We start from the raw sequence: 26862 nt of genomic DNA on the forward strand, positions 1-26862 counted from the left end.
GCGGGTCAGTGACCGCGCGCGGTCCCCGCGGACACCGGATCCGCCGCGGCGAGCGCGTCGTCGTCCGGCGTCCGCATCCGGCGGCAGAGCACCAGCAGGGGCTGTGTGAGAAGCGTGGTGGCGATGGCCATCAGCACGAACACGGTGTAGAGCCGCCCGCTCAACAGACCCGCCTGGAAACCGGCGTTGAGGGCGATCAGCTCGGTCAGCCCGCGCGTGCTGAGCAGCACCCCGATGGTCAGCGAGGTCCGCCGGTCCAGCCGGCAGGCGCGTGCCGCGAGCGCGCCGGAGCCCACCTTGGCGACGACCGCGAGCACCGTCACGCCCACCAGGACGGCCACCGCGGTGCCGCCCAGCGCGCCGACGGAGACGCTCTGCCCCGACACCACGAAGAAGAACGGCAGCAGCAGCGAACCGACGCCGTCCAGGGAGTGCACCAGCTCCGGGTCCAGCGTGCCGTCCGGCTCGCGCGGGGTGACCACACCGGCGAGCAGCGCGCCGAAGATCACATGCAGGCCGAGCACACTGGTGCCCCAGGCGGCGGCGAAGGCGAACCCGATCAGCAGCGCCAGCCGGGCCTGCGCGGAGACGTGCGGGGAGCGCAGCACGCGCCGCAGCAGCAGGCGGACCGGCCACACCATCACGGCGACGAAGACGAGGAGCAGGACGAGCCGTGCCGGCAGCGACATGCCGGAGCCGTCGCCGCGCTCCATGATGGTGCCGAGCAGGACCGCCCATCCCACGACGTCGATGAGCCCGGCTGCCGAGACCGCGAGGACCCCGGGCACGGTGCCGGCCAGCCCGTTCTCGCGCACCACGACGATCAGCACGGGAACGGCCGTGATCGACACCGCGACGGCCAGGAAGAGCACGGAACTCACCGGCATGCCGCGGGGCGCGCCGAGCTGTTCCAGCGTGCCGTGGAAGAGCAGGGCGGCGCCCGCGCCGAGCAGCATCGGCACGGCGAAGCCGGCCGCCGCGATGCCGAGCGCCGTACGGGACCTGCCGCGCAGCAGGTCGAGGTTGAGTTCGTAGCCGACGACGAAGAGGAAGAGGACCAGGGACACCTGGCTCAGCCCGGTCAGCATCGGTGCGATGGCCTTCGGGAACAGGGTGTCGCCGACGACGGCGGGCAGCTGGTTCAGCAGGCTCGGGCCGAGGGCGATGCCGGCTATCAACTGGCCGACGATGCTGGGCTGTCCGAGTTTCCTGGACACCCAGCCGCCGAGGTTGGCGGCCAGCAGGATGACCGCCGACGCTCCGACGAGATGGGTGATGGACGCGTCCGGACTCACGCATTCCTCCTGGGGTCGGCGCCGTGCGCGGCGGACACCTCGCACGGCGGTTGTCGGTGCGGGAACGGCTCCCGGGGCCGGGCGAACGAGCTGAGCACCGCGTCGAGCTCGTGCCGCAGGGCCTCGGCCGTGCGCTGTCCGGCGGCCTCCGGGCCCGCGTCGAGCCGCAGTACGCGCCGGCCGGCCGCGGCCGGGGCGAGCAGGGTCACGCTCAGCGGCACGCCGACGGCGGGCGGTGCGACCGCCTCCGACGCCACGAGCACCCCGGGCAGTACGCGGGCCGGGGCTCCCGTCCTGACCGCCCGGTCCACGGCGACCACCAGGCCGGCCGGGGTCGTCGCGGCCCCGGCGTCCACCGGGCAGGGCACCCGCGCCCCCGACCGCTGTACCTGGACCTCCCCGGCGCCGCCCGTGTTCGCCGCCACCCGGGCCACCGCGGAGGTCAGCACCACCAGCTCCTCCGCCGCCCGGCCGCCACTGATCCGGGCCAGCGCGTGCACGGCGCCCTCGGACAGGGGCAGTTCGGTGGTCGTGCGGGCCGCTCCGGCGCCGTCGGACGCGAGCGGCAGTGCGGGCAGCGGCGTGTCGGGTTCGCGCAGCACGGCGTCGAGCACCTCGCGCAGCCGCTCGCCGATCCGGGCCGCACCCCGCGCGGTGTACCGGTCGCTGCGATAGCCGACGCGGATCTCCGTGGGGCGGCCGGACCCGGGCTCGGCGATCAGGAAGCCGAGACAGAGGTCGAAGTCGCTGACCTCGGGCGGGTCGTCCAGGTGCCGGGCGGTGCGCCGGCCGTCGCCCGTGCCGGCTTCGACGGTCGGTGACATCACCGTCTCGACGAGCACGTCGAACAGCGGATTGCGGCCCGGCTCCCGCCGCACCGCGAGATCCTCCACGATCCGGTCGAACGGGTACTCCTCGTGTTCCTGCATATCGAGTGCCGTCCGCCGGACCCGGTCGAGCAGGTCGGTGAAGGTGCCCGCCGGATCCAGCACGGTGCGCAGCACGACCGTGTTCGCGAACAGCCCCGCCTCCTCGGCCAGTCGGGGCTGGGAACGGCCCGCGACCACCGTACCGAGCGGCAGGTCCGCGACGCCCGTCAGCCGGTGCAGCAGCACGCGCGCCGCCGCCACGCACACCATGAACGGCGTGGTGCCGGCCCGCACGGCCAGGGCGCGCAGCTCCCGCGTCCGCTCCTCGCCCAGGGCCACCCGGGCCTGCCCGCCCGCGCTGCCGCGCACCGCACCCGGCGCGTGGTCCGCGGGCAGCGGCGCGAGCACCGGCAGTCCGGCGAGTGCCTGCCGCCAGTACGCCGCGTGGGCCGCGCCGCTCTGTCCTGCCAGCCGGCCGGCCAGCGCCCGGGTGTGCGCGCGGTGGCCCGCGAGCGCGGGCGGCTCGTACGGCCGGCCCGCCTCGAACGCGGCGGCCGCGGTGAGCAGGTCGCGCAGCAGGACGGAGTACGACCAGCCGTCGTTGACGCAGTGGTGGATGTTGAACAGCAGAACGGACGGCCGCCCCTCGGCGCTCAGTTGGCGCAGCCGCAGGAGCGGACCGCGGGCCAGGTCGAAGCGCCACCGCGTCTCCTCGTCCCGTGCCCGGGCGAGGGCGGCCTCGAACCGGTCGGGAGCGACCCGCTCCAGCACCGGTTCGAGGTCCAGGTCCGTGATGTCGTGCACGACCTGCCGCAGTACCGCCCCCGCGCCGTCGCGCGGCATCTCGAAGGTGGTGCGCAGCGACTCGTGCCGCACCGCGAGGGCGCGTACCCCGGCGCGCAGTGCCTGCGGCGACAGCGGCCGGTCGAGTTCGTACGCCTCGACCATGTTGTAGGCACGCAACTCGCCCTCGTCCAGGGCCTCCAGGAGCCACATGCGCCGCTGCGCGTTGCTTGCCTCGGTCTCGGCGGCTTCGTCGGGGAGGGTCGGCGCGGGTGCGCCGGGCGGGGACGCGGGGGTGCGGCGCGGGCCCTGCCGTACCGCCTCGGCCAGGGCCGCCGGGGTGCGCGCGGTGAAGATCTGCCGTACGGCCACACCGCACTCCGGCTCCGCCGCGCACAGGGCGCTGACGAGCTGGGCGGCGGTGAGGCTGTGGCCGCCGGCCGCGAAGAAGTCCTCGTCGGCGGCTCGGGGCGGGTGCCCGAACACGCTCTCCCAGGCGCGGGCCACGGTCCGTGCCGCGTCGTCCTCAGGCATCCACGCGGTCTGCGGGCGGGGCGCGGGCATGGCGGCGAGCGCGGTGCGGTCGGTCTTGCCGTGCGGCGTGCGGGGCAGCTCGGGCAGCCGGGTGAGCTGGGCGGGGACCATGTGCGCGGGCAGGTGCTCGGCCAACCGGGCCCGTACGACGCCGGGTTCGAGGAGGGTGTCGGCCGTGTACCAGGCGGCCAGGGTCACGGCGTCCCGGCCGCCGGAGCGGGGCAGGACGACCGCCTCCCGGACACCGGCGAGCCGCACCAGCGCCTGTTCCACCTCGCCCGGCTCCACCCGGTGGCCGTGCAGCTGGACCTGGCCGTCGATCCGGCCGAGGAAGTCCAGTGTGCCGTCGGCGTTCCAGCGGGCGAGGTCGCCGGTGCGGAAGCTGTGGCCGATGCCGCCGACCGGGCAGGCCACGAACCGGCGGGCCGTGGCCTCGGGCGCGTCGAGGTAGCCGGCCGCCACGCCCGGCCCGGCGACGTAGATCTCGCCGGGGACGCCGACGGGTGCGAGCGTGCCCCAGGGCGTCACGAGCAGCACGCCGAAGCCCGGCGAGGGAGTGCCGATGGGCACCGCCATCAGCTCGGCGGCCCGGTCGCCGGCACAGACGTACGACACGCACTCCACGGTCGCCTCGCACGGGCCGTAGAGGTTGACCAGTCTGCCGATGCGCAACCGGCCCCGGGTGCGGGCCATCAGGCCGCGCGGTACGGCGTCGCCGCCGAGGATCAGATGGCCGAGGGGCAGGCCGGCCGACGGCGGGAGCGCGTCGAGCATGGCCGAGAGCAGGCCCGGCACGCAGTTGACGAGGGTGACCCGCTCGGCGCGGATCCGCTCCCAGAACGTGACGGGGTCCAGCTCGTCGGGTGCCCCGAGGGCGATCAGCGTGCCGCCGGCGCCGAGTGTCACGAAGATCTGGTACGCCGTGGCGTCCGAGGTGAGCGCCGAGAGCAGGGCGCACCGCACGCCGGCGTCGATGCCCAGCTGCCGCGCCGAGCTGACCGCCTTGTGGCACAGCTGGTCGTGCCGGAGGCTCACCGGACGGGGCAGGCCGGTGGAGCCCGAGGTGAAGAGCACCATGGCCTCGTCCGCGGGCCCGACGCGCGGCGCGGACGGCGGGTCGCTCGCCGGGGGCTGCGGGTCGAGGACCCGGGCCGCGGGCAGTGTGGGCAGGGCGGGGCCGGCGGGGCGGTGGTCACCGATGAGGAGCTTGGCCCGGCTCAGCCGGAGCAGATGGCTGACGCGCTGTGCGGGATGGGCGGGGTCGACGGGTACCCAGGCGGCGCCCGCGCGCAGCACGGCCAGCACGGCCACGACGAGCGCGGCGCCGCGCGGCAGCACCACGGCGACCCGGTCACCGCGGCCGATCCCGTGCTCGGCGCGCAGCGTGGCGGCGAGCAACGCCGAGCGGGTGACGAGGTCCTCGTACGTCAGCCGGGTGGCGTCCTCGGCCACGGCGGCCTTGTCGCGGTGGTGCGCGGCGGCCGAGTCGACCAGGTCGACGAGGGTGCGGGCGGGGTAGGCGGCGGGCAGCGGCAGTCCGCTCCGGTGCTCCAACTCCGCGCGCTGGGCCGGGCCGAGGACGTCCAGCTGGCGGGCGGGGCGCCGCGGATCGCGGGCGAGGTCGGCCAGCGCGGCCGCGACACACCGGGGCAGGGCGGCCACGGCCGCCGGAACCCGCTCGTGGGCGACGGCGGCCTCCACCCGCAGGGTGCCGTCCTCCGTCAGATGCCCGCGCACCTCGACCCCCGCGGGGGACCCGCTCTGCGGCCCCCAGCGCACGGCCAGTTGGGCGAGGGCTCCGGACTCTGCGGCACCGGCGGCTTCGAGCCGGGACGCGAGCGGGTCACGGTGGCGCCAGGCGAACGGCGTCGCGGCGACCAGGTCGGCATGGGCCGAGGCGAGGAACTCGGTCATCGGCGTGTCCGGTGCGAGCCGGGTGCGCAGGGCGAGTTCGGCGCCGGAGCCGTCGGGGGAGGGACACAGGACGGCCAGGTCCTCGGCGGCGCCGAACGCGCCCAGGCACAGCCGGGTCGCGGCGAGGAGCAGCAGGTGCAGGCCGACCGGGTCGTCGCCCGCCATGTGCCGCAGGGCCGCGGTCCGTTCGGCCGGCACGCACGCGGCCTCCGGCACCGGCGCACTCGCCCCGCCCGGCTGGAGCAGGGGCTCCCGGCGGATGCCCTTCAGTGCGGCGAGCCAGTGGACGCGCACGGCGGCGGGGTCCCTTTCCGCACCATGGCCGAAAAGAGTGGCCTCGGGCGCGGAACAGGTCGGTCCGGAGGTAGGGTCGGGGCCTTTCGGCAATGGTGGCTCCTCGGGCTCGAAAAGGGCTGGAGAAGGCGCGTGTCAGGAAAAGCGGGCCGGTGCCCCGCTGGGGTGACGTAATGCGTCGAGACCCTCGCCGGTCCGAATATCCTTGACGGCTGCGGAGAGCGAGGAGACAGTGGGAGTGATGCGGCTCACATGACGAGCCGCTGGGGTATTCACCGTGGTGTGACTAGGCTTCCGCCCAGTCTATTCCGGCGACGTGGGGACGGCGGCCGGTGGATGAAATGGGGGCACGGGGGCGCCCGACCGCGTTTCCGAAGCGCCGTTCGGGCAATTCTCGACCGGGTCGAATTTTCCTGGATTTTAAGCCGGAAGAGGTTTGCTCCGGCCCGGATCTCCGTGTGTTCCAAAACTCTCGTGAGGGTTCGTCTGTCCCGAACACTGCCTGAATACAGAAAAGGAAAGCACACCTCATGAACCTCAGCGGAGCCCTTCCCGTCGCGGAACTCCCGAAGCGGGCCGACGACGGCATGCCCTGCCTGGAACTGACCGATGCGGAGCGCACCGCCCTGCGCGACCTGGCGGAGGCGGCCCTGGACGACAACCACGAGCAGCCGCTCGACCAGCGACTCGACCAACTGACCCTGCTCGCCCACGAGATGCCCGTGCGGATCCGGTCCCACCTCGTGCGTTTCCGGATCACCGGACGCCCCTACGGCGGCCTCGTCGTCGCCAACCTGCCCGTGTCCGAGGCGCTGGCCGGGCCGACCCCCGCCGACTACGTCCACGAGCCGGTCAGTGCCGAGGCGGAGCGGGCCACGGCCCTGCTGCTCCTGTTCGGCACATTCCTCGGCGATCCGGTCTCCTTCCTGACCCAGCAGCGCGGCCGCCTGGTCCTCGACCTGTTCCCGATCAAGGGACACGAGGCGGAACAGCTCGGCTCCAGCTCCACCACCCCGCTGGAGTGGCACAACGAGGACGCATTCCACCCGCTGCGCGCCGACTGGATCATGCTGGCGGGGATCCGCAACCACGACCGGGTGCCGACCACCTTCGCCACGGTCCAGGACATCCAACTGGACGACGGGGTACGCCGGTTGCTCTTCGAGGAACGGTTCGTCATCCGGCCCGACGAGTCGCACACCGCCGCGTTCAACAGCCGGACCACCGGAGTGGACGAGGAGAGCTGGGTCGCCGAGGCCTTCCGCGACATAGCGGACCAGCAGAGCGAGCCCCGCCGCACGGCGGTCCTCTACGGCGACCGCGAGGCCCCCTACATCCGGATCGACCCGGCCTTCATGCCGCGCACCCTCGACGGCGAGGCGCTGGAGGCCCTGGACGCGGCCATCGCCGCCATCGACGCCGGCCTCCGCGACGTCGTGGTGGGCCCCGGCGAGCTGCTCATCGTCGACAACAAGCGTGCCGTGCACGGCCGCAGGCCCTTCGCCGCCCGCTACGACGGCACCGACCGCTGGCTGCGCCGCATCAACGTCCTGGCCGACCTGCGCCGGGCCAGCGGACGGCGCTACGCACCGCACGGCCGGGCCCTGGTCTGAGCCACCGGCGCGGTGGCGGCCCGCACCGGCGTGCCGCCCCGCGGCCCGCGGAGAGCGCTGCGGAGTCAGAAGTCGTAACGCGTGGTGTCCCATACCTCCGCCTCCTCCCGGCCGCGGGGGCTCGCGCCCACCGGTGTGTGCGGTTCGTCCACCACGGCGGACACCAGACGCACGAGATCGTCGGCGAAGCCGGCCGCCTCGTCCGGCGTCACCAGGTTCCGGTCGTAGGTGAGATCCAGGTGCAGCACCTCGCCGCGGACGCTCGCGTACAGCCACAGGTCGCTGTCGGCGGGCAGCGTGTCCGCCAGCACGTCCTCGACCTGCCGGGCAGCACCGCCGACGGTCGCGTTCTCCCAGCTCACGCCCAGATCGAGCAGGACGCTCCGGCCCGGCTGCGCCGGAATGCCGAGGCGCTCCACGAGGACGTCGAAGGGCAGCCGCGCGTGCTCGTACGCCTCCACGACGCGCTCTCCCACATGCGCCAGCAGCGCGCCCAGCTCGTCCTCGGCGGCGAACTCCAGGCGCAGCGGCACCGCGTTGGCGAAGTAGCCGACCAACGCGTCGGCCGCCGCGGTGTGCCGCAGACTCGCGGGGAAGCCCAGCAGCAGATCCGTCGCCTCGGTCGTGCGATGCAGCAGCGCGGTGAACGCGGTCACCACCACGGCGTACGGCGTTCCCGGGGCGCCGTGCAGCGAGTGGGCCGCCAGCGTGCGACGGACCAGCCCCGCTGAGCCCCGGCGTCGCTCCCGGCGCGCGGGGTCGACCAACTCGGGGGCCGGCCGCACCCCTTCCAGTCGCTTCCGCCAGAACGCCTCCTGCTGCGCCGCCTCCTGAGAGGCGAGCCAGGCCCGCTCCTCGGCGGCCCAGTCGCGGTACTGGTAGTCCAGCGCGGGCAGTTCGGCACGGCCGTCCCGCTCGACCGCGTCGTACGCCGCGAACAGATCGTCCAGCAGGACCGTGACACTGGCACCGTCATAGACCAGATGATGCGCGCTGACCGTCAGCAGGTCGCCGCCGGCCGGGCCGGTGATCAGGCACACCTCGAACAGCGGTGCCCGGTCCAGGTCGAAGGTCACGGCCCGGGCGGCTCGCAGCGCCTGCCGGACCTCCGGACCGTCGGGATCGGCCCCCGGCAGCCGGGTCACACGCAGGGGTACGCCGTCGGGCAGCCGGTCGGCCACTGTCAGTTCGGCCGACGCCCCCGAGGCCTGCACCCGAGCCCGCAGCAACTCCTGGCGGGCGACGACGGCCTCCAGCGCGGTGCGCAGCGTGCCGGGGGAGAGGGTGCGGCCGGTGCGGACGAGGTCCGCGATGATGAAGCGGTCCGCGTGGGTGCGCCGTGAGGTCAGCCAGACCCTGCGCTGGGCCCGGGACAGCGGGAAGGCCTGCTCGTCCCCCTGGGGCCCCTGGGGCGGAGCGGGCGCCGCCGGCGGAACCGGGGCGCCTTCGGGGAGCGCGGCGGCGAGCTGCCGTACCGTCGGTCGGGCGAAGACCGTGCTGACCGCCACACCGAGTTCCTTGGCGATGCGGGCCGCGATCAGGCTGTGGCCGCCCAGCGCGAACAGGTCGGCGTCCGGCTGCCGCACGCTGCGGCCGAGCACCGCCGACCACACCTCGGCGACCCGGAGTTCGGCTCCGGTCAGTGCGCCCCCGGCCGCCTCCTCGGCCTGTGCTGCCGGGGCGGGCGGGGCCGGCAGCGCGGCGCGGTCCAGCTTGCCGATGGAGGTCACCGGGAGCGCCGGAAGCGGGACATAGGCGTCGGGCACCAGGTGTGCGGGCAGCCGCTCGGTGAGATGGGCCCGCAGCCGGGCGGGCTCGCACGCGCCGACGACATAGGCGACGAGCCGCAGCGCGCCGTCCGCGCCGCCCGGTACCGCCACCACCGCCGCGTTCCGCACCCCGGGAGCCCTGGCCAGCACCTCGGTGACCTCGCCGGGCTCCACCCGGTGGCCCCGGATCTGCACCTGGTCGTCGATCCGGCCCAGGCACACCAGGCTGCCGTCGGGCAACCATCGCCCCAGATCGCCCGTGCGGTACATGCGTGCCCCGCCGCGCACCGGGTTCGCCGTGAAGCGTTCCTCGGTGCGCCGTCGGTCGCCGAGGTAGCCGCGGGCGAGTCCGACGCCGCCGACACAGATCTCCGCGGGAGCGCCGAACGGCACCAGCACGCCGTGCTCGTCGAGGAGGTCCACCGTCTTGTTCGGGAACAGCCGGCCCACCGGTGGCTCCTCGACACCCGGTTCGATCTTGACGAGCGTGGTGGCGACGCTGTCCTCGGACGGGCCGTACTCGTTGAACAGCTCGGCGTGCGGCAGGAGTTGGTGATGGCGGGCGGCGAGGGCCGCGGTGAGCCGCTCGCCGCCGAGGACGACCTGGCGCAGTGAGGGCAGCCGGTCCCCGGCGTAGTCCAGGATCAGCTGGTAGAGGCTGGGGACGGTCTGCACATGGGTCACGTCCTCCCGCCGGATCACGGCCGCGACCTCGTCGGGATCGATCAGCTGCTCCCGCTCCAGCACCACCAGCTGCGCCCCGGCTCCGAGGGCGGAGAGCACGTCGGAGATGCCCGCGTCGGCGTGCACCGGGTCGACCTGGAGGAGCCGGGAGTCCGGGCCGAGAGCGTAGTGACCGATGCGGTGGAGAACCGTGTTGAGGATGCCCAGGTGCTCGACCATGACCCCCTTCGGGGAGCCGGTGGAGCCCGAGGTGTACACGACGTACGCCAGATCCCCCGGGCCCGCCGGCCGCAGCCGCACCGGGGCCGGGTCGGCGGGGACGTCCCGGCCGAGGGGCACGACCGGCCGGTCCGTGCCGGACAGCAGCTCGGCCCGGGCGGCGTCGGTCAGGACGGCCACCGCCGCGCTGTCGGCCAGCAGCGCACGCAGCCTGCGGGCCGGCTGCTCCGGGTCCAGCGGCAGGAACGCCGAGCCGGTCTTGAGGACGGCCAGGAGGGAGACCAGCATCCACTCCGTGCGGGCGCACACCAGGGCGACGATCCGTTCGGGCCCGGTCGGCGCCGTCGCGGCCAGCCGCGCGGCCAACCGGTCGGCCATGCCGTCGAGTTCGGCGTACGTGTAGGCACGGTCGCCGCAGACAGCGGCGCCGGCGTCGGGGCGCAGGCGCACCTGCTCGGCGAACAGGTCGAGCACCGTGCGGTGGTGCGGCAGCGCCTGTTGTGGTCCGGTGCCGAGCGTGAGCAGACCGGCGTGCTGGCGGGGCGGCAGGACCGGCAGGCGGCCCACCGGGGTGTCCGGCGCGGCGCAGGCCTCCCGCGCCAGGAGGGCGAGTTGGGCCGCCGTGCGTCGGGCACCGCTCGCGTCGCAGGCGTCGCTCCGCACGGTCAGCGGAACGGCGGCCGGGTCCGGGCTCTCGGCGGCGACGACGGTGTGCCCCGGCGCCACCAGCGTGACACCGGCGTGGCTCCGGAGGCTCGACGCGCCGACACCTGCCGCCTCCATGGCACGCTGCTCCGCGCGCAGACAGGCCCGAAAGCCGGTGTCCGGGTCGAACGGCGGGCTCAATACCGCGCCCGCGCCGGGCAGTTCGACCCGGATGGGGGTGACCGTGCTCCGGGTCAGCCGGTGCAGCAGGATCCGGAGCAGCGCCGCTGCTGCCGTCGGCGTCCCGGCACCCGCCGCCGCGCACAGCGCGCGCAGCGCCGCACCGGTCTCGTCGTCCAGCGCGACGGCCACCCGCGCTCGGCCTTCCGCAACGCTCACCACGATCTCCTCTGCCACGGGGCGCCTCGGCCGAGGCGCCGGACGGGGTATGCCGAGCTGGTGGGGGAGGGACGCTTCAGGGATACGCCGCCGGGTCCCGGAGCGGACCGGTGAGCGCCGGTCCGACGGCGCGGCGACGGAGCGGCCGGCCCGGTGCCGGGGGCCCGGACCGCGCCCGCCCCGGCCGTAGGGCGCACCCGGTGCGGTGGGGTGACCTCAGCGGTGTGGACGGCGGTTCAGCGCGCGCTGACGGGCACGGACGCGCTTGTGCTCATCGGCGCGGGCCCGGCTGTCCTGCTGCAACTCCAGTCGCTGCTGCTCGCGTTGGAGCTTCTCCCAGTTGGCGACGCGATCCCCGGAGAGATCGCCCGCGTCAACGGCCGCGTTGACCGCGCACCCCGGCTCGCCCTGATGCCGGCAGTCGCCGAAACGGCACTCGCCGGCGAGCTGTTCCACATCGCCGAAGGCCTGCTGGAGGCCCTCCTCGATGTCCCAGGCGCCCAGCGCGCGCATCCCGGGAGTGTCGATGAGCAGGGCGCCGTCCGGCATCGGAACCAGCTCCCGATGCGTCGTGGTGTGCCGGCCCTTGCCGTCGCTGCGGATCTCCCGGGTGGCCTGCCGGTCCTGCCCGTACAGATGGTTGACCAGTGTGGACTTGCCGACGCCGGAGGCGCCGACCAGGGAGACCGTACGCCCCGGCTGCAGATGGTCGTACAGCGCCTCGACGCCCTCTTCGCGGCGGACGCTCAGCGGGACGACCGGCACCCCGAAGGCCACGGACTCGACCTCCTGCACGGCCTCGGCGACGTCCGGGCACAGGTCGGCCTTGGTCAGGACGATGACCGGCTGGGCGCCGCTCTGCCAGGCCACCGCGAGATAGCGCTCGATGGTGCGCAGCCGCTGCCGGCCCGTCAGGGGGACGACGATGAAGACGACGTCGATGTTCGAGGCGACCACCTGCTCCACGGTCTCCCGCCCGGCGGCCCGCCGGGTGAACGCGGAGCGGCGCGGCAACAGGCCCACCAGCCCGGCGAGTTCGTCCCCCGTCTCGGGCGGGACGACGGCCGCCCAGTCGCCGACGGCCGGCTGGCCCTCGGCGCTCTGGCGGAGCGCGGGCGGCAGGGAGACGCGGGCGCGCTGCTCCCCGGCGCCGTCGAGGACCGTACACACCCCGCGGTCCACCCGGACCACACGGGCGGGGCGGGCCAGGTCGCGCCACCTGGGGTCGAGGTCTTCGAGGGCGGTCGTCCAGCTCTCGGCGAAGCCCTCGTCCCAACCGAGTGGAGTCAGTTCCTCCGGTTCGGGCGTCATGGATGTGCGGTCCTTTCGTCATTCACGATCGTGACCTTCCCCGTCGAGAGTGCCATAGTGGCGAGGCGTCGGCCAAGTGTTTTACGGTGAGATTTTGAGGCTGCTGTGCCGTAGGGAAGCGGGGGGCTGTATAGCGATCTCCTCCGCTGCTATCCTGCAATCGGTGACACTAATGGGACTTTCGCCCATGTGGCATCATCGCCACAGGTCAGAGTGGTAATGCGGGAAAATAGGCAGCCTGCTGTCAGACTCTCGGGCAGTGAATTAAATGACCTGGACGACACGCGTCCATGGAATCCAGAAGTGCTCCGTACGGCTTTGCTGAACGTGATTTCACGGTGGCGGAATCCAGTGTTTTGGAACGCTTCTCGAAGGGAAGTGAATCCTGGATTTCCGGCAGGACATTCCTTGCTCCGACCCCCTTGAGGACCCGTCATGAGCTCTGAAAACGTACGCCGGAACACCACGGCCGCGACGCCGACCCCGCTGCGGGCCAGACTGGCCGAGTCCGGGGCGCGGGGACGCGCCGAACTCTCCGAGGAACTGACCCCGGCAGCACGGCAGGGCCTGCAACGCGTGGCCGGAGAACGCCCGTTGGAGGAACTCGTCGTCCTGACCGCCGCAGCGGCGCTGGTCCTGCGCGCGGCCGAGGACGTGGCCGAACCGGTGCTCGCCGTCGCCGGACCCCGTGGCGCCCTTCTCTGCCCGGTCGGGACCGCGACGGACGCGACCCTGCGGGAGCTGATCCTCGACGTCGACCGAGCGCTGCGGCAGGCGCCGGGCGTGGCCGACACCGACCCCGCGCTGCCCTTCGCCCTCCTGGTCCGCTCCGACCGCCTGCCCGGCCCGTCGCCCCGCGACACCGCCCTCGTGGTCGGCCTGCGTCACGGAGCCGACGGCACCCGCACCCTGCACGCCTCCTGCGACACCGGACGGCTGGACCCCTGGTGGGCCGCCGTCGTGCTGCGCTGCCTGGTCACCGTGCTCGGCGCCTGCACCGAACCGGACACCACCTGCGCGGACATCGACCTGGCCGCGCCCGAGGACCACGCAGAGGTGGCCCGCTGGGAACGCGCCGGCTACGCCCCGCGGCTGCCGCCGGGCACCCTGCTGGAGCCCGTCCTCGACCGGGTCCGCGCGACCCCGGACGCGATCGCCGTCGTGGACGGCGAACGACGGCTCACCTACGCCGAGTTGGGCGCCCGCGCAGACGCCGTCGCCCGCGGCCTCGGCGCGGCCGGGGTGAAGCCCGGCGACCGGGTGGCCACCGCCGTGGCCAAGAGCGCCGAGGCCGTGGCCGTGATCCTCGGTATCCTGCGCGCCGCGGCCGCCTACGTACCCCTGGATCCCGCCCTGCCGCCCGAGCGACTGCGTTTCGTCCTCGCCGACGTCGGCTGCGCCGCCCTGGTCACCGACGGTACCGGACCGCGCGCCGGCCACCCGGTTCCCGTCCTGGCGGCGGACGCGCTCACCGCGCCGCCCGAGCCCGCGGCGGACCCCGACGACCTGCCCGCGCCGCCCGGCCCGCAGGATCTCGCCTACGTCATCTACACCTCCGGCTCCACCGGAACACCCAAGGGCGTCGCGATCCGGCACTCCGCCGTCGCGGGATACCTGGCCTGGAAACGGCGCTACCACGAACTGGACGGCGGCACCCGGCTCGTGCAGGTGCCCTCGCTCTCCTTCGACAGCTCCGTCTCCGACCTGTTCTCCGTCCTCGGCGCGGGCGGCACGCTGCTGCTCCTGCCGGAGGCCGACCGGCTGGTGCCGCAGCGCGTCGCGGCCCTGGCGCAGCGGCACCGCGCCACACACATCACCCTGGTGCCCTCCCTGTACCGGGTCCTGCTCGACGCGCTCGCCGCACCCGGATGTCTGCGCCTGGTCACCGTGGCCGGTGAGGCCTGCCCGGCCGAACTGATCGCCCGTCACTTCCGCCTGTCGCCCGGCGTACGGCTGGTCAACGAGTACGGGCCGACGGAGAACTCGGTCGGCTCCACCGCCTACGACTGCACCGAACGCCCCCGGCACGGCTTCCCCGTGGGCAGGCCCCTCGACACGACCGTCCTCGAAGTCCTCGACCAACGCGGCCGTGCGCTGCCGCCGGGCTTCCCGGGCGAGATCCACCTGTCCGGGACCGCGCTGGCCGACGGCTACGTCAACGACCCCGCCCTGACCGCGCGCCTGTTCACCGAGGCGCCGGGACAGCCGGGCGGCAGGCGCTATCGCACCGGGGACCGTGGCTGGTGGACGCCCGCCGGTGTGGAGTTCCTGGGCCGGGCCGACAGCCAGGTCAAGATCCGCGGCCACCGGGTGGAACTCGGCGACGTCGAGGCCGGGCTCTGCTCGCTGCCGGGCGTCGCGTCCGCCGTCGCCGTCGCCGCCGGCGGGGCCGACGGCTCGCCCGCCCTGGTCGGGTTCCTGTGCGGCGACGCCGACCCGGACGCCGTACGCGTCGGCGCGCGCCGGGTGCTGCCCGACCACATGGTGCCGGGCCGGCTCGTCCGGCTGGAGGCCCTGCCGCTCACCCGCAACGGCAAGGTGGACCGGGCCGCCCTCGCCGAGCGCGCGGCGGAGCTGCTGCGGGCCGCCGTACCGGAACAGCGCCATGATTCCTCCCTTCCGGGGACCGAGGAGTCCGCCGACGGCCTCGCCGGCCAGGTCGCTCAGCTCTTCGCCGAGGTGCTGGGGGTGGGCTCGGTGGCTCCCGAGGACGACTTCTTCGACCTGGGCGGCCACAGCCTGGCCGCCGCGCTGCTCCTGGTCGAGCTGGAGAACCGGGCCGGACTGCGGGTGGAGCTGGACGACTTCTTCGCCGAGCCCACGGTGGCCGGGGTCTGCCGCGCGTCCGCCCGGTCGTGACCCCGGGCCGGGTGCACCGGGCACCCGGCCCGACAACCCGGGAGACCTGCCTCGGCGCGCAGCCGTCATGGCCGGATCCGCCTCAGCCGATCAGCCGGGTCCCCACGGACCGCCGCAGACTCCGTGACTTGCGCAGGTCGTGGGTGATGTTCACGCGCTTGAGCCAGCGGTCGGTGCCGTCGTAGCGCGCCGTGAAGGCCTCGCGGCCGTGCACCACCCGGTGGTTGTTGAGGAACACGAACGTGCCCGGCTCCAGCGCACACGGGCGTGCGGCGCGGGTGAGCAGCTCGTGGGCGGCGGCGAAGGCGCGTACCGCCTGCGGATCGTCCTCGGGCGGTGCCATATGGGTGGCGTCGAAGCACAGCAGCGGATCCGTCCGGGAGCCGAACAGCACGGGTACCCGGCCGAGTCCGGCGATCAGGCGCGTGATGCCGGCGAAGATCCGCCGGTCCTCCGGTGTGCTGACGGTGTTGTTGTGCGGCAGGTGGGAGTCGTCGGAGATGATCCGGAACCGGCTCTCGAAGAGCACGTCCAGCACGTCCGCCGGCAGCGTGGTGAAGTCGGCCTCCGCCACCGTCACGGGCACGCCGTCCGGATTGCGCAGCGAGGCCAGGACGATGTAGTCCGCGCGGTACGGATGAAAGGCGTCCTCCGTGTGCAGGGTCAGCGCGGTCCGGCTGCCGGTGCCGAGGAGCAGGGTCTCGTACTCCTTGACCGGGAACACGTCGTTGACCAGATGCCCGTCCTGCTGGGTGGCCCAGCCGAAGGGCTCGCCGAGCAGAGCGGCGTAGAGCAACAGCAGGATCTCCTCCGGCAGTTCGGGATGGACCCGCTCGCCGCGCCAGTGCGCCGGAGTGGGACCGATCCGCTCGTCGTCCACCAGATGACCGCTGATCGCGCAGTACCCGCCCGCCCGGTCCAGCTGGAAGGCACGCAGGAACCGGCGGACCCGCTCGGGCAGCCGGGAGGCCAGCAACGGCAGTTCCTCCAGCAGGCGTTCGCCGTCCGCCGCTTGGTGGTCCCGGGCGAGGTTCCCGGTCAGCCGGGCCGTCTCGGCGGCCTCGTCGGGCGTCAGCCGGAGTTCGGTCAGCGGGAGGGTGTCCGGGAGCGTGGTCATGTGCGTCTCCTGTCGCGGGGAGGGGCAAGGGCGGGGGCGGGGGCGACGGTCACGTGTCGAAACGGAAGCCCTGGAAGGCGAGGGCCGGCGCGGGCTCCGAAGGCGGCTGCGGTGCCCCGGGTTCCCCGGCGATGCGGCCGAGTTCGGCGAGGGCGAGGGCGGCGATCTGCTCGGCCGTGTCACGGTCGTAGCGCGCGGTGTCGTACTGGAGGCACAGCCGTAGCCCCCGCGCGTGCTCGACGAACTGGAACGACAGCTCGAACATGCCCTGCCGGAGCAGGAAGGGGCCGCCGTGCAGTGCGATGCCGCCCGGTGCGGCGGGGCCGGTGTCGATGTGCGGGTACAGCGCCACCCACACGTCGAAGAACGGACCGCGCCCCTGTGCCCGGGGCGGGTCGAGGGTCGCCACCAGTTCGTCGAAGGCGACCTCGCTGTGGTCGAGCGCGTCCGCCGTGCGTGCCGCCGCATGGCGCACGAGTGCGGCCGGGTCGGCGCGGCCGGACAGATCCAGCCGCAGCGGGACCGTCGCGACGTGGAAGCCGACGGCGCCGTCCCGGCCGATCAGGGACCTGCGGTCCACCGGGGTGCCGAGGCAGACGTCGGTGCTGCCGGTCAGCTCGCCCAGCGCACGGGCCACGGCCGCCGCGAGCGGCGCGAAGGTGCCGGCATGCGCGGCCGCGGCCAGCGCGGGGAGCCGCTCCACCAGGCGCCCCTCGATGTCCAGGACGACGGTGTCCGTCACCGCGCCCGCCCGCCCCCGCCGATGCCGGTCCACGGGCAGCAGCAGCGGCACCGGCGCCGGAGTCAGCAGCTCACGCCAGTACGCCAGCGACTCCTCCCGCGAACGCGTGGCTCGCCCCGGTCCGGGAGCGGACGGGGGAGCCGGGACGGACAACCGGCCGTACACCGCGACGAGTTCGGCGGCCAAGGTCCGCAACGACCGCCCGTCGCACACCAGGTGATCTACCGTCAGCAGCAGCCACCAGGCGCCCTCCGGGAGCAGGAAGAGCGTCGCGCGGAAGAGCGGGCCTTCCGCCAGGTCGAAGGGGACCTCGACACGTGCGTGGACCAGCGCCTCGAACGAGCCGTCGGCGAGGGGTTCGCCGCGCAGATCGACCACGTCCAGCGGGGCCGCCCGGTCGGTGGCCACTGCCTCGGGGCTGCCCTGCCGCTCCACGAACACCGTGCGCAGCGCCGGATGGCGCTCGGGCAGCGTGGCGACGGCCGCGGCCAGTCGGTCGGTGTCCACCTCCCCCTCGCCGCGCAGCAGACACGGCACCGTGTACGCGCCCGTCCCTCCGTGCTCGCCCTGGCGCGCCAGCCACAGCCAGCGGACCGACTCCGGCACGGGGCCGGGGTGCGACGACGGCGCGGGACGGGCGCCGGCCGCGGTGGCGCGTGCCTCGGCGAGACGCGCGGCCAGCAGCTTCGGCGTGGCGCATTCGAGGATGTCGCGCACCCGCACCGGAACCCCCACCGCCTCCTCGACGGACACGGCGAGCGCCAGCGCGGACAGACTGTGCCCACCGGCCAGGTAGAAGTCCGTGTCCTCGGTCACGTACTCCAACTCCAGCGCCCGGGCGAACAGCCGGCACAGTTCCTGGATCGGATCGGTCATGGTTCCCCTCGATAGGTCGGCGGGTTTTCGGGGATTGACAGATTGCCTGTCTAGGTAGCGTTATGGTGGCGAACGGAAGTCAGTGGATTTCCACTGTCTCAACGCGCCCGGCAATGAAGGGAATTCTCCATGCTCAAGTCGCAGCGACTTGCGGTATTGCCCATCGATTCCCGCGGCCTGGAATCCGAGCTGGCGCTCGTGGACCGGCACGACCCCGGCGGCGAGTACGACGCCTTCACCTTCGGCTCCTGGTCGGCTCATGTGCTGGCCAACGGCTCCGGTGCCGATTCCGACACCGCGTTCCGGCCCCACGGCGACCGCCTGAGCCTCACCGAGCTGGGCCGGCGACTGCCCGGCGTCATGTCTCTCGTCACCGAGCACTTCCCGCTGGACCGGCTCCAGTGGGTCCGGATCTTCAGCCTCGATGACGGAATTCTCGCCCCGCACGTCGACTTTCTCGAATTCGCCGAACCGGGCACCAGGCTGCAGGTTCCGCTGCGCACCAGTGAGGAATCCCTGCATTCCGAGGGGAATCTCGTCTACCACCTCCGTCTTGGTGAGGTCTGGAAAATTCACACCACACATCCTCATTCGGCTCGCAGCGCTTCCGGACCCGCCCGGCTCTCCCTCTGCCTCGACTTCGCGGACGCCGAGGAACCCGTCGAGATCCGCGGCGACCTCCCCGCGACGCAACCCGTCCGGCTGATCGATCTCCCCGAGGCGACCGAGGCCGACATCGAGGAACTCATCGGCTCCGGACCGGAGCTGACCCGGGACACCCTGCGCACCTCCTTCCGCCGGTTCGCCGCGCTCCACTTCGAGCGGCGCGCGCCGGTCACCGCCGCCTTCGACTGGTTCCTGGAGGCCGCCCGGCGCACCGGGGACGAAGTCATGGTCGACAAGGCACGGGCGTTCCGGACGTACTGCATCGAGAAGCGGGGCTACCGCGAGGCGTTCGACTGGTGAGGGACCACGGCCAGCTGTCTGGCTCCCGGGCCCGGCAGGGCCCGGCGGTCCAGCTTCCCGTTGGCCGAGTACGGCAGCTCGTCGGTCACCCACCAGCGCACCGGCACCATGTAGTCCGGCAGCACGGCGAGCAGGGAACGGCGCAGCTCCTGGGCCGGCGGCGGATCCCCGGTGAGCGCCGCGTGCAGCTCCGTTCCGCCGTCCGCCCGCGCCACCCCGAACACCGCCGCGTCCTTCACCCCGGGCAGGGCCGCGAGCCGGGTCTCGGGCTCCCGGGGCTCCACCGCGTTGCCCCGGACCTTGATCAGGTCGTCGATCCGCCCCAGCAGCTGGAGCGTGCCGTCGGCGGTGCGCCACACCCCCCGGTCGCGCGTGCGGTACAGCCGCGCCCCGGGGACGAAGGGGTCGGCCACGAACACCGTCCGGGTGAGCTCGGGGTCGGTGTAGCCGCGCGCCACACCGACCCCGCCGATGTACACCTCGCCCACCTCGCCGTCGGGCACCGGTGCCAACTCCTCGTCCAGGATGCGGATGTAGGTGTTCCACACCAGGGCCCCGACCGGTGGGCGCGGTTCCAGATTCCCCCTCGACGCGCTCACCGAGTGGCTGGTCACCATGTGGTTCTCGGCCGGCCCGTAGTGGTTGTGCAGGGTGATCTCGGGGCGCCGGGTGAGCAGCCCGGACAGCTCCGGTGTGACCCGTACGGTCTCGCCGGCGCTGATGACGTGCCGCAGGGCCGGGGCGTCTTCGAGCGTGACCGGCAGGGACATGAGGATGTCGATCAGGGACTGCGGAAAGTCCACGACCTCGACGGCCTCACCGATGATGTAGTCCATCAGGTCCCGCGGATCGCGCCGCACTTCGGGCCGCGGCACGTACAGGCAGCCGCCCGAGGCGAGCGTGTAGAAGATCTCCTGGACCGACACGTCGAAGGTGAGCGGCGCGCACTGGAGCACCCGGCGCTCCCGGCCGAGCCCGGAGCCCCCCGCCTGCCAGGCGGCCAGGTTGGCCAGGGTCCGGTGCGTCTGCACGATGCCCTTCGGCGCGCCCGTCGAGCCGGACGTGAAGATGACGTAGGACGCGTCCTCGGGGGCGATCCGCGGCCGGGGCGGCGGCGGATCGGCGTACTCCACGAGGAGCCGGGTGAGCGTCGTCGTCGGCGTGTCCGTGCCCGGGACGGCGGGGCCGCGCACGCCGTCGTCCAGCACCATCAGCCGAGCGCTGCTGGAGCGGAAGATCTGCTCGATGCGCTCGCGCGGATAGGTCATGTCCACCGGCAGGTAGGCCACCCCGGCCCGCAGGGTCCCGAGCACCGCCGCCGTGAAGTCCACTCCGGCGCGCGCGGCGATCAGCACCGTGTCCCCGGGGCCGACGCCGAACTCCCCGAGGAGACGGTCGGTCACGGTGCTCGCGAGCCGGTCCAGCTCCGCGTACGACACGGGCCGACGGCCCTGCTCGCGGACCGCGAAGGCGTCGGGGCGGGCCGCGGTCTCCCGGTCCACCAGGTCCAGGGCGGTCCGCGCGCCGATGTCCACGACCGGTCCCCGGTGATGTCCCGGCGGGGCGCAGCCGTCGGTGGGAGCCGGCGGGTCGGTGTGCTGTGACATGGGGGTCACACCTCCTCCGCGGGCCAGCACGCCCGCGTGACCGATTCGGGCAGGAACCCGTAGGGGTCCTGTGGGTCGTGGGCGGTCGCCTCGATCACGAGCCTTTCTCCGGCGCCCACGTCGAGGGCCAGTTCCTCCAGCAGTTCGACCATCACGAGGTCCTGGAGGGCCAGCCCGGTCGAGTCGTAGACGGTCCGAAGGCCACGCAGCTCTCGCTGCCTGCCGGGATCGTTCAGCAGTTCGGGCAGGCAGGGGCCGATCTCGTCCGGACGCAGCTGCTGGCACTCGCCCTCGGCCACGGCCTGCTCGCGGTGGTCGGGGACGACGGCGGCGTGCCGCAGCAGGTCCACGGGCAGCTCCGTCTTGCCGGGCATGTCCGAGCCGACGGCGTTGATGTGCGCCCAGGGGCGCAGGGCGGTGCCCTGGATCACCGGCCCCTGCGCGGGGGCGACGGAGGTCGCCGTGCACAGGACGTCGGCGCGCTCCTCCACCTCCGCCCGCTCGGCGACCCGGACCAGCCCCTCGGGCACCCGGGCCCGCGCCGCGAAGGTGGTCTCCGCACGGATGTCGCTGTCACACACCAGCACCTCGGTCAGCGGTAACACCCGGGCGAGCGCGTGCAGTTGGGTCACTGCCTGGGCGCCGCAGCCGACGAGGCCGAGCACCGAGCCGCCGGGCCGGGCCAGCATGCGCGTCGCCAGGGCGGAGGCCGCCCCGGTGCGGACGGCCGTGGCGAACGTGCCGTCCACGATCGCGCGCAGATGACCGGAGTCGACGTCGAAGGCGAGCAACGTCGAGAGAATAGTGGGCAGTTGGTTCTTGACCGGGTTGTGCGGGTGGTAGCCCACCAGCTTCATGGAGACCGTCGCCCCGTGCCGGACGGCCGGCATCCATTCCAGCAGACCCAGCCGGGGTGCGGTGAGCAGGAAGCCGTCGCGCGCCTTCATCTCGGCGGGAGCAGGAGGAGAAGGCGCCGGAGGAGCGGCGGGAGCGGGGCCGGCCGAGGTGAGCACCTCGGTCAGCCGCTCGATCGCCAGGTCGTACAACGGGCCGATGCCGATCTCGCCGACGATCGTCGCGACGGCCGCGGCATCGACTACCAGGGTGGGGTCCGGTTTCACGTCACTCTCCCGATGGTTCGTGTCCCGCTTCCGGAGGGTGGTGCGCCCCGGCCGGGCCGTGCTCAGCCGGCCGGGGCATCGGCGGCCGGACCGTGCCAGGAGTCCCACAGCGCGGCATAGGAGCCGCCTGCGGCGACCAGGTCGTCATGGCTGCCGCGCTCGGTGATCCGCCCGTCCTCCATGACGAGCACCGTGTCGGCGTCGTGCGCGGTGTGCAGCCGGTGGGCGATGGCGATGACGGTACGGCCGCGCAGCACGGCCGCCAGCGAACGCTCCAGGTGCCGGGCCGCCCGGGGGTCGAGCAGCGAGGTGGCCTCGTCGAGCACCAGGGTGTGCGGATCGGCGAGCACCAGCCGGGCGAGGGCCAGTTGCTGTGCCTGGCCGGGGGAGACCTCGTGGCCGCCGGAGCCCAGCTCGGTGGCGAGCCCGTCGGGCAGCTCGCGCACCCAGTCCCCGGCGTCGACCGCGTCCAGCGCGCCCCACACCCGCTCCTCCGCCGCCTCGGGGTCCGCCAGCGTCACGTTGTCGCGCACCGTCCCGAGGAACACATGGTGCTCCTGCGTGACCAGCGCGACATGCCGGCGCAGCTCCTCCAGGGGCAGCTCACCCACCGGTACGTCCCCGACGGTGACCGAGCCGTCGCGCGGGGCGTGGACACCGGCGAGGATCCGGCCGAGCGTCGACTTGCCCGCTCCGGACGGCCCGACGACGGCCACCCGCTCCCCGGCCCGCACCCGCAGGGTGACGTCGCGGACGACGTCGTGGCCCGCCCGGTAGGCGTAGCTGACCCCGTCCGCCGCCAGCCGGTGGTCCTCGGGACGCCGCCCGCCGCCCACGGCCTCCGGGACGGCCGCGCCGACGCCGACGAGCCGGGCCAGCGAGGCGTCGCCGACCTGCAACTCGTCCAGCCAGCCCAGCAGTTCGTCCAGCGGGTCGATCACCGCGCGGGTGTACAGCGCCGCCGCCGTGACCTCCCCGAGGCTCACCCACCCGTGCACGTAGAACAGGCCGCCGAACAGCAGCGTCGAGGCCACCGGCAGGATGTAGCCGAAGTCCATCAGGGGGAACCACACGCTGCGCAGGAAGAGGGTGCCCCGCTCGGCCGCGTTGGAGCGCCGCACGTCCTCGTCGGTCCGGGACAGCCGCCGCTCGCCGAGGCCCAGCGCCTCGACCGTACGGGCACCCGTCACCGTCTCGGCGAGCCCCTGCGTCAGATCCGAGTAACTGGCCGCCTCCGCAAGGTAGGCGGAGCGCGCACGCCTGAGGTACCAGCGCGTCGACCCCCAGATCACGGGGACCGCCACCAGACACGGCAGCGCCATCAGCGGGCTGGTCACCAGCAGCGCCACGAACGTGAGCAGCACCGACAGGCTCGCCACGAGAATGGCCGGGGCGCCCATCCGTACGGCGTTGGACAGGGCGTCCACGTCCCGGGTGCTGCGCGTGAGCAGATCACCGGTGCCGGCCTTCTCCACGGCGGACAGCGGCAGCGCCAGCACCCGGCGTACGAAGCCCTCGCGGATGTCGGCCAGCACCTGCTCGCCGAGCCGGGCGCCCAGCAGCCGGGCGGTGCGGGTGAACACGCCCTGGACCAGCAGCAGTCCGGCGATCACCACGACGATGACGTCCACCCGGGTGGTGGAGATGCCCTTCTCCACGTCCTCGACCAGATGGCCGAGCAGCGCGGGCACGACCAGCCCGCACGCGGTGGCGAGCACGAACCAGAGGACGGTGCGGCCGAGGAGGCCGAAATGGCCTCTGACCAGGCTTCGGACCTGACGGCGCACCTCCGGCGCGTCGGCGACCGGGAGACTCACGGGGCACTCCTTCGCACAGCGGCGATCGATCGGGCGAGAACGCGGTCGGTCATGTCCCGTCCCGCAGGACGGTGGCGGCGTACTGGGGCGTCCGGGTGGCGAGTTCGCGATGCGTGCCGGTGGCGATCACCTTGCCGTCGACGACGAACGCGACCTCGTCGGCACGGTCCAGCAGCAGCGGGCTGGTGCTCATCACCACGGTGGTCCGCCCCTGCCTCGCCCGGTGCAGCCGCTCGGCGACGGCCGCCTCGGTGAGCGCGTCCACCGCGCTGGTCGGCTCGACCAGGACGAGCACCGGCGGATCCGCGACGAGCGCGCGGGCCAGCCGCAGCCGCTGCCGCTGACCGCCCGAGAAGGTGGCGCCCTGCTCGGCCACCACACTGTCCAGCCCGTCGGGCAGCGCTTCGACGATGTCCTGCGCGTTGGCGCTGTGCAGCGCGGCCCGCAGCTCCTCCTCGGTACGCCCGCAGGCGAGTTCGTCGCGCAGCACTCCGGAGAAGAGGGTGTCGCCGTCCTCGGCGACCAGGACGTGCCGGCGCACCTGTTCCACGGGCAGTGCGGACAGCGGCACTTCACCGAGGGACACCTCGCCCGCGCGGTACCGCCCGAGCCGCGCCGCGATGCCGGCGCTCTCCTCGGGGGACGCGGACACGACGGCGGTGAGCCGACCATGCCGCACCGTCAGACCGGTCTCTGCGTCGACCAGGTCGGGCGCGTCCGGCAGTTCGGCGGGCCGGGTGCCGGTGGTGGCGTCGGGTGCCTCGGCGAGCACGCGTACGACACGCTGGGCGGCCACGTCGGCGGCGACGAGCACCTGTACGGCCGAGGTCGCGGTGCGCATCGGCAGCATCAGGAACGCCGCGTAGCCGTAGGCCGACACGAGGTCACCCGCGGAGATGTGCCCGCCGACGGCGAGCCGCGCGCCGACCCAGACCACGGCGACCACGAACACACCGGGCAGCAGCACCTCGGCGGCCGGGAGCACCGACTCCACCTTGGCGACCTCCACACCGGCGTGCCGCAGCCGCTGGGAGTCCTTGCGGTAGCGCTCCCCGAAGGCCTTCTCGCCGCCGATGCCGCGCAGCACCCGCAGCCCGGCCACGATGTCCGAGGCCCGGCCGGTGAGTTCGCCCTCCAGGTCGCGGTAGCGGCCGACCCGTTTGTGCAGCGGGCTGAGCAGCGGACCGGTGCCGGCGAGCAGGACCGGGACGCCGATGAGCACCAACAGTCCCAGGGACAGGGAGGTGGACAGCAGGACGACGGCCACGACGACGACGGTGATCGCGCTGCCGGTGCCGCGGGCGACCGCGCCGGGCAGCGCCCCGAGCCGGGAGATGTCGGCCGTACCGATCGTCACGACGTCGCCCTCGGCCACGCGGTCGCGCAGCCGGACGCCCAGCCGGACCGCCTGCCGGGCGACGAGACGGATCGTCAGGTAGTTGGCCTTGAGGCGGCCGATGGTGTCGCACCGGTGCCGCAGCAGGCTGCCGGCGGTGGTCACGAGGGCGAGCCCGACGATGACGCCGGTCCACCCGACGAGTCCGCCGGTGTCCTTGCGGGCGATGGCGTCGATCGCCCGTCCGATGGCCAGCGGGGTGAGCCCCATGCTGGCCATCCACAGGGTGCCCCAGAACACGCCGAGGGACGCCGTGCCGGCCTGCCGGCGCAGCAGCCAGAGCAGATATTTCCTGGGCGACCGGAGATCGGGCTCTCCGACGTCTGACAGTGGGTTGTTCCTCGGCAACACGATTCCTTCTGACGAGTCTCGGCGAGCGCGGGGATCGGGGACGAGGGGACGGGACGGCCGCGTCGGCCGGCGGTGGCCAGGGTCAGTGCTCGGCGGTCTCCTTCACTGGCTCCGGCGCGGCCGTCAGGGCGTCCGCCCCGAGCCGGCGCAGGGCGTTCACCACCTCGGCCGGACGGCCGAGGTGGTACAGGTGTCCGCCGTCGAACCGGCGCAGCCCGCCCGGTACGGCGGACCAGGCGCGCCAGCGCCGGGCGTGCCCGTCGGTGACGCCGAGGTCCGCGCTGCCGCGCCAGGCGTGGACGGGACACGGCAGCCGCCGGTGCGCGGCCGGCGGCAGATAGCGATCGCACAGCGTGAGGTCGGCGCGCAGCGGGCGGCCGAGGAGGGAGACCAGCTTGTCGTTGGCCACGACGTGCTCGGGGACGGCACCGTCCGCGGCCAGCTCGGCCACCAGGTCGCGGTCGCTGCGACCGGCGGCCCCGGTCGGCTCCCCCTGGTCGTCCGGCGCCCGGCACGCGGACGCGACGACGGCGAGCGGCCACTGCCCGGACCGGCTGCCGAGGGCACGGGCCACCTCGTACCCGAGCAGGGCGCCCATGCTGTGCCCGAACACCACGTAAGGGCGGTCCAGCCGCGCGGCCAGTACGGGAACGAGCGCCTCGACGACGTCCTCGGCGCGCGTCGCCGGCTCCTCGCGCCACCGGTTCTCCCGCCCGGGCAGCTGTACGGCGACCACGCCGATCCCGGGGCCGGCGAACTCCTGCCAGGCACGGAACTGGACGGCACCGGAGCCCGCGTGCGGCAGACACACCAGCAGCAGCGGCGCCGACGCGGCCGCCTGCCACTCCACCAGCCAGCGCTGCGGACCTGCGCTCACCGGACCGCCTCCGCCGTGTCCAGTGCCTCGGCGAGATCGCCGGCCAGGTCGTGGGCGAGGGCGGGCAGTTGCTCGACGGTGCAGAAGTGGCCGCCGGGGTAGCACCGTACGGTCGCCGTCTCGGTCGTCTCCCGGGCCCAGGCCTCAAGGCCCGGCAGCGTGACCCGGTCGTCCCGCTCGCCCGCGAACGCCGAGACCGGGCACGGCAGCCGGGGCCCCGGCCGGTACGTGTGGTCCTCCAGCCACCGGAGATCGGCCCGCAGCGCGGGCAGCAGCAGCTCCAGCAGCTGCGGGTGGGCCAGGGCCTGGGCGGGCGACCCGCCCAACCCCGCGATCCAGTCGACGAGTTCGGGCTCGGGCAGCCGGGACAGCGCCGGACGGATCCGCTCCGTCGCGGGGTGGTCCAGCCCCGAGACGGCCAGCAGCGCGGGAGCGCGCAGCCCGTCGTCGGCGTACAGCAGGCGCGCGACCTCGAAGCCGAGCAGGGCGCCCATGCTGTGCCCGAACACGGCGTACGGCCGTGCGTGCCGGACGGCATCGGCGCGGACGGCCGCCGCCACCCGGGCCGGATCGACACACGGGGACTCGGCGACGCGGTGCTCACGCCCGGGGAGCTGTACGGCCACCACCTCCATCCAGTCGGGCAGGGCATCCGGCCAGTCCCGGTAGGCCGAGGCGGCGCCGCCGGCGTGCGGGAAGCAGTACAGGACCGTGTGCGCCGCGGGCCGGGGCCACGGGCGCACCAGTTCGCGCCCGCTCAGCGGGCGTCCGGCGGCGGTGGAGTCGCTCATCGACGAGAGCCCG

General features: G+C 73.9%; 15 protein-coding genes. 3 read left to right on the forward strand and 12 right to left on the reverse strand.

Annotated elements, in window-relative coordinates:
- Positions 1-5: 5 nt before the first annotated feature.
- Positions 6-1295, reverse strand: a complete 1290-nt coding sequence (locus ACFC8N_RS31730) for a cation:proton antiporter (RefSeq protein WP_356040630.1) — start codon at positions 1293-1295, stop codon at positions 6-8.
- Positions 1292-5689, reverse strand: coding sequence for an amino acid adenylation domain-containing protein (locus tag ACFC8N_RS31735; RefSeq protein ID WP_376291778.1), 4398 nt, complete (start codon positions 5687-5689; stop codon positions 1292-1294). Before ACFC8N_RS31735 ends, ACFC8N_RS31730 begins: the two co-directional genes overlap by 4 nt.
- Positions 5690-6219: 530 nt before the next feature.
- Here ACFC8N_RS31735 and gntD (ACFC8N_RS31740) point away from each other — a divergent pair.
- Positions 6220-7302, forward strand: coding sequence for a guanitoxin biosynthesis L-enduracididine beta-hydroxylase GntD (gene gntD, locus ACFC8N_RS31740; protein ID WP_362817835.1), 1083 nt, complete (start codon positions 6220-6222; stop codon positions 7300-7302).
- Between the two features lie 65 nt (positions 7303-7367).
- On the opposite strand, the gene ACFC8N_RS31745 is transcribed toward gntD (ACFC8N_RS31740), so the two are convergent.
- Together ACFC8N_RS31745 and rsgA are read right to left on the reverse strand one after the other, a co-directional pair.
- Positions 7368-11018, reverse strand: a complete 3651-nt coding sequence (locus ACFC8N_RS31745) for an amino acid adenylation domain-containing protein (RefSeq protein ID WP_376291781.1) — start codon at positions 11016-11018, stop codon at positions 7368-7370.
- Positions 11019-11234: 216 nt separating this feature from the next.
- Positions 11235-12329, reverse strand: coding sequence for a ribosome small subunit-dependent GTPase A (gene rsgA / locus ACFC8N_RS31750; RefSeq protein WP_376291783.1), 1095 nt, complete (start codon positions 12327-12329; stop codon positions 11235-11237).
- Positions 12330-12764: 435 nt separating this feature from the next.
- Here rsgA and ACFC8N_RS31755 point away from each other — a divergent pair, with 435 nt between their 5' ends.
- Positions 12765-15188: a non-ribosomal peptide synthetase gene (locus tag ACFC8N_RS31755; RefSeq protein ID WP_376291786.1), complete on the forward strand. Its 2424-nt coding sequence runs from the start codon at positions 12765-12767 to the stop codon at positions 15186-15188.
- An 82-nt stretch (positions 15189-15270) separates the two neighbouring features.
- Here the strand turns inward: ACFC8N_RS31755 and gntD (ACFC8N_RS31760) are convergent, their stop codons facing one another.
- Both gntD (ACFC8N_RS31760) and ACFC8N_RS31765 read right to left on the reverse strand, forming a co-directional pair.
- Positions 15271-16305 (reverse strand): guanitoxin biosynthesis L-enduracididine beta-hydroxylase GntD, encoded by a 1035-nt coding sequence (gene gntD, locus ACFC8N_RS31760; protein ID WP_376291788.1) that lies wholly within the window; start codon positions 16303-16305, stop codon positions 15271-15273.
- Between the two features lie 49 nt (positions 16306-16354).
- Positions 16355-17923 carry a condensation domain-containing protein gene (locus ACFC8N_RS31765; protein WP_376291790.1) on the reverse strand — a complete coding sequence of 523 codons (1569 nt, stop codon included), beginning with the start codon at positions 17921-17923 and terminating at the stop codon, positions 16355-16357.
- A gap of 129 nt (positions 17924-18052) precedes the next feature.
- Between ACFC8N_RS31765 and ACFC8N_RS31770 the strand changes: the two genes are divergently transcribed.
- On the forward strand, positions 18053-18889 hold the full coding sequence (locus ACFC8N_RS31770) for a putative nonproteinogenic amino acid hydroxylase (protein WP_376291793.1): 837 nt from the start codon (positions 18053-18055) through the stop codon (positions 18887-18889).
- On the opposite strand, the gene ACFC8N_RS31775 is transcribed toward ACFC8N_RS31770, so the two are convergent.
- The 6 genes from ACFC8N_RS31775 to ACFC8N_RS31800 all read right to left on the reverse strand — a co-directional run bounded on the left by ACFC8N_RS31775 (position 18865) and on the right by ACFC8N_RS31800 (position 26849).
- Positions 18865-20496 (reverse strand): amino acid adenylation domain-containing protein, encoded by a 1632-nt coding sequence (locus tag ACFC8N_RS31775; protein WP_376291796.1) that lies wholly within the window; start codon positions 20494-20496, stop codon positions 18865-18867. The genes ACFC8N_RS31770 and ACFC8N_RS31775 overlap by 25 nt on opposite strands.
- 5 nt (positions 20497-20501) lie before the next feature.
- Complete coding sequence (locus tag ACFC8N_RS31780) at positions 20502-21617, reverse strand: ornithine cyclodeaminase family protein (RefSeq protein ID WP_376291799.1); 1116 nt, start codon at positions 21615-21617, stop codon at positions 20502-20504.
- Between the two features lie 62 nt (positions 21618-21679).
- Positions 21680-23434 carry an ABC transporter ATP-binding protein gene (locus tag ACFC8N_RS31785; protein ID WP_376291802.1) on the reverse strand — a complete coding sequence of 585 codons (1755 nt, stop codon included), beginning with the start codon at positions 23432-23434 and terminating at the stop codon, positions 21680-21682.
- A 49-nt stretch (positions 23435-23483) separates the two neighbouring features.
- Positions 23484-25178: an ABC transporter ATP-binding protein gene (locus ACFC8N_RS31790; protein ID WP_376291805.1), complete on the reverse strand. Its 1695-nt coding sequence runs from the start codon at positions 25176-25178 to the stop codon at positions 23484-23486.
- 85 nt (positions 25179-25263) lie between these two features.
- Positions 25264-26058: a thioesterase II family protein gene (locus ACFC8N_RS31795; RefSeq protein ID WP_376291808.1), complete on the reverse strand. Its 795-nt coding sequence runs from the start codon at positions 26056-26058 to the stop codon at positions 25264-25266.
- A complete protein-coding gene (locus tag ACFC8N_RS31800) occupies positions 26055-26849 on the reverse strand; it encodes an alpha/beta fold hydrolase (protein ID WP_356035799.1) in 795 nt (264 codons plus the stop codon). Before ACFC8N_RS31800 ends, ACFC8N_RS31795 begins: the two co-directional genes overlap by 4 nt.
- Between the last annotated feature and the right edge of the window lie 13 nt (positions 26850-26862).

The sequence above is a fragment of the Streptomyces sp. NPDC055966 genome (genome assembly GCF_042269865.1).
Classification (GTDB): domain Bacteria; phylum Actinomycetota; class Actinomycetes; order Streptomycetales; family Streptomycetaceae; genus Streptomyces.

Excerpts from the sequence above, each read along its gene's own strand:
- rsgA (WP_376291783.1), bottom strand. The coding sequence starts at position 12,329 with ATGACGCCCGAACCGGAGGAACTGACTCCACTCGGTTGGGACGAGGGC.
- ACFC8N_RS31770 (WP_376291793.1), top strand. The coding sequence starts at position 18,053 with ATGCTCAAGTCGCAGCGACTTGCGGTATTGCCCATCGATTCCCGCGGC.
- ACFC8N_RS31765 (WP_376291790.1), bottom strand. The coding sequence starts at position 17,923 with ATGACCGATCCGATCCAGGAACTGTGCCGGCTGTTCGCCCGGGCGCTG.
- gntD (WP_376291788.1), bottom strand. The coding sequence starts at position 16,305 with ATGACCACGCTCCCGGACACCCTCCCGCTGACCGAACTCCGGCTGACG.
- ACFC8N_RS31775 (WP_376291796.1), bottom strand. The coding sequence starts at position 20,496 with ATGTCACAGCACACCGACCCGCCGGCTCCCACCGACGGCTGCGCCCCG.
- gntD (WP_362817835.1), top strand. The coding sequence starts at position 6,220 with ATGAACCTCAGCGGAGCCCTTCCCGTCGCGGAACTCCCGAAGCGGGCC.
- ACFC8N_RS31755 (WP_376291786.1), top strand. The coding sequence starts at position 12,765 with ATGAGCTCTGAAAACGTACGCCGGAACACCACGGCCGCGACGCCGACC.
- ACFC8N_RS31800 (WP_356035799.1), bottom strand. The coding sequence starts at position 26,849 with ATGAGCGACTCCACCGCCGCCGGACGCCCGCTGAGCGGGCGCGAACTG.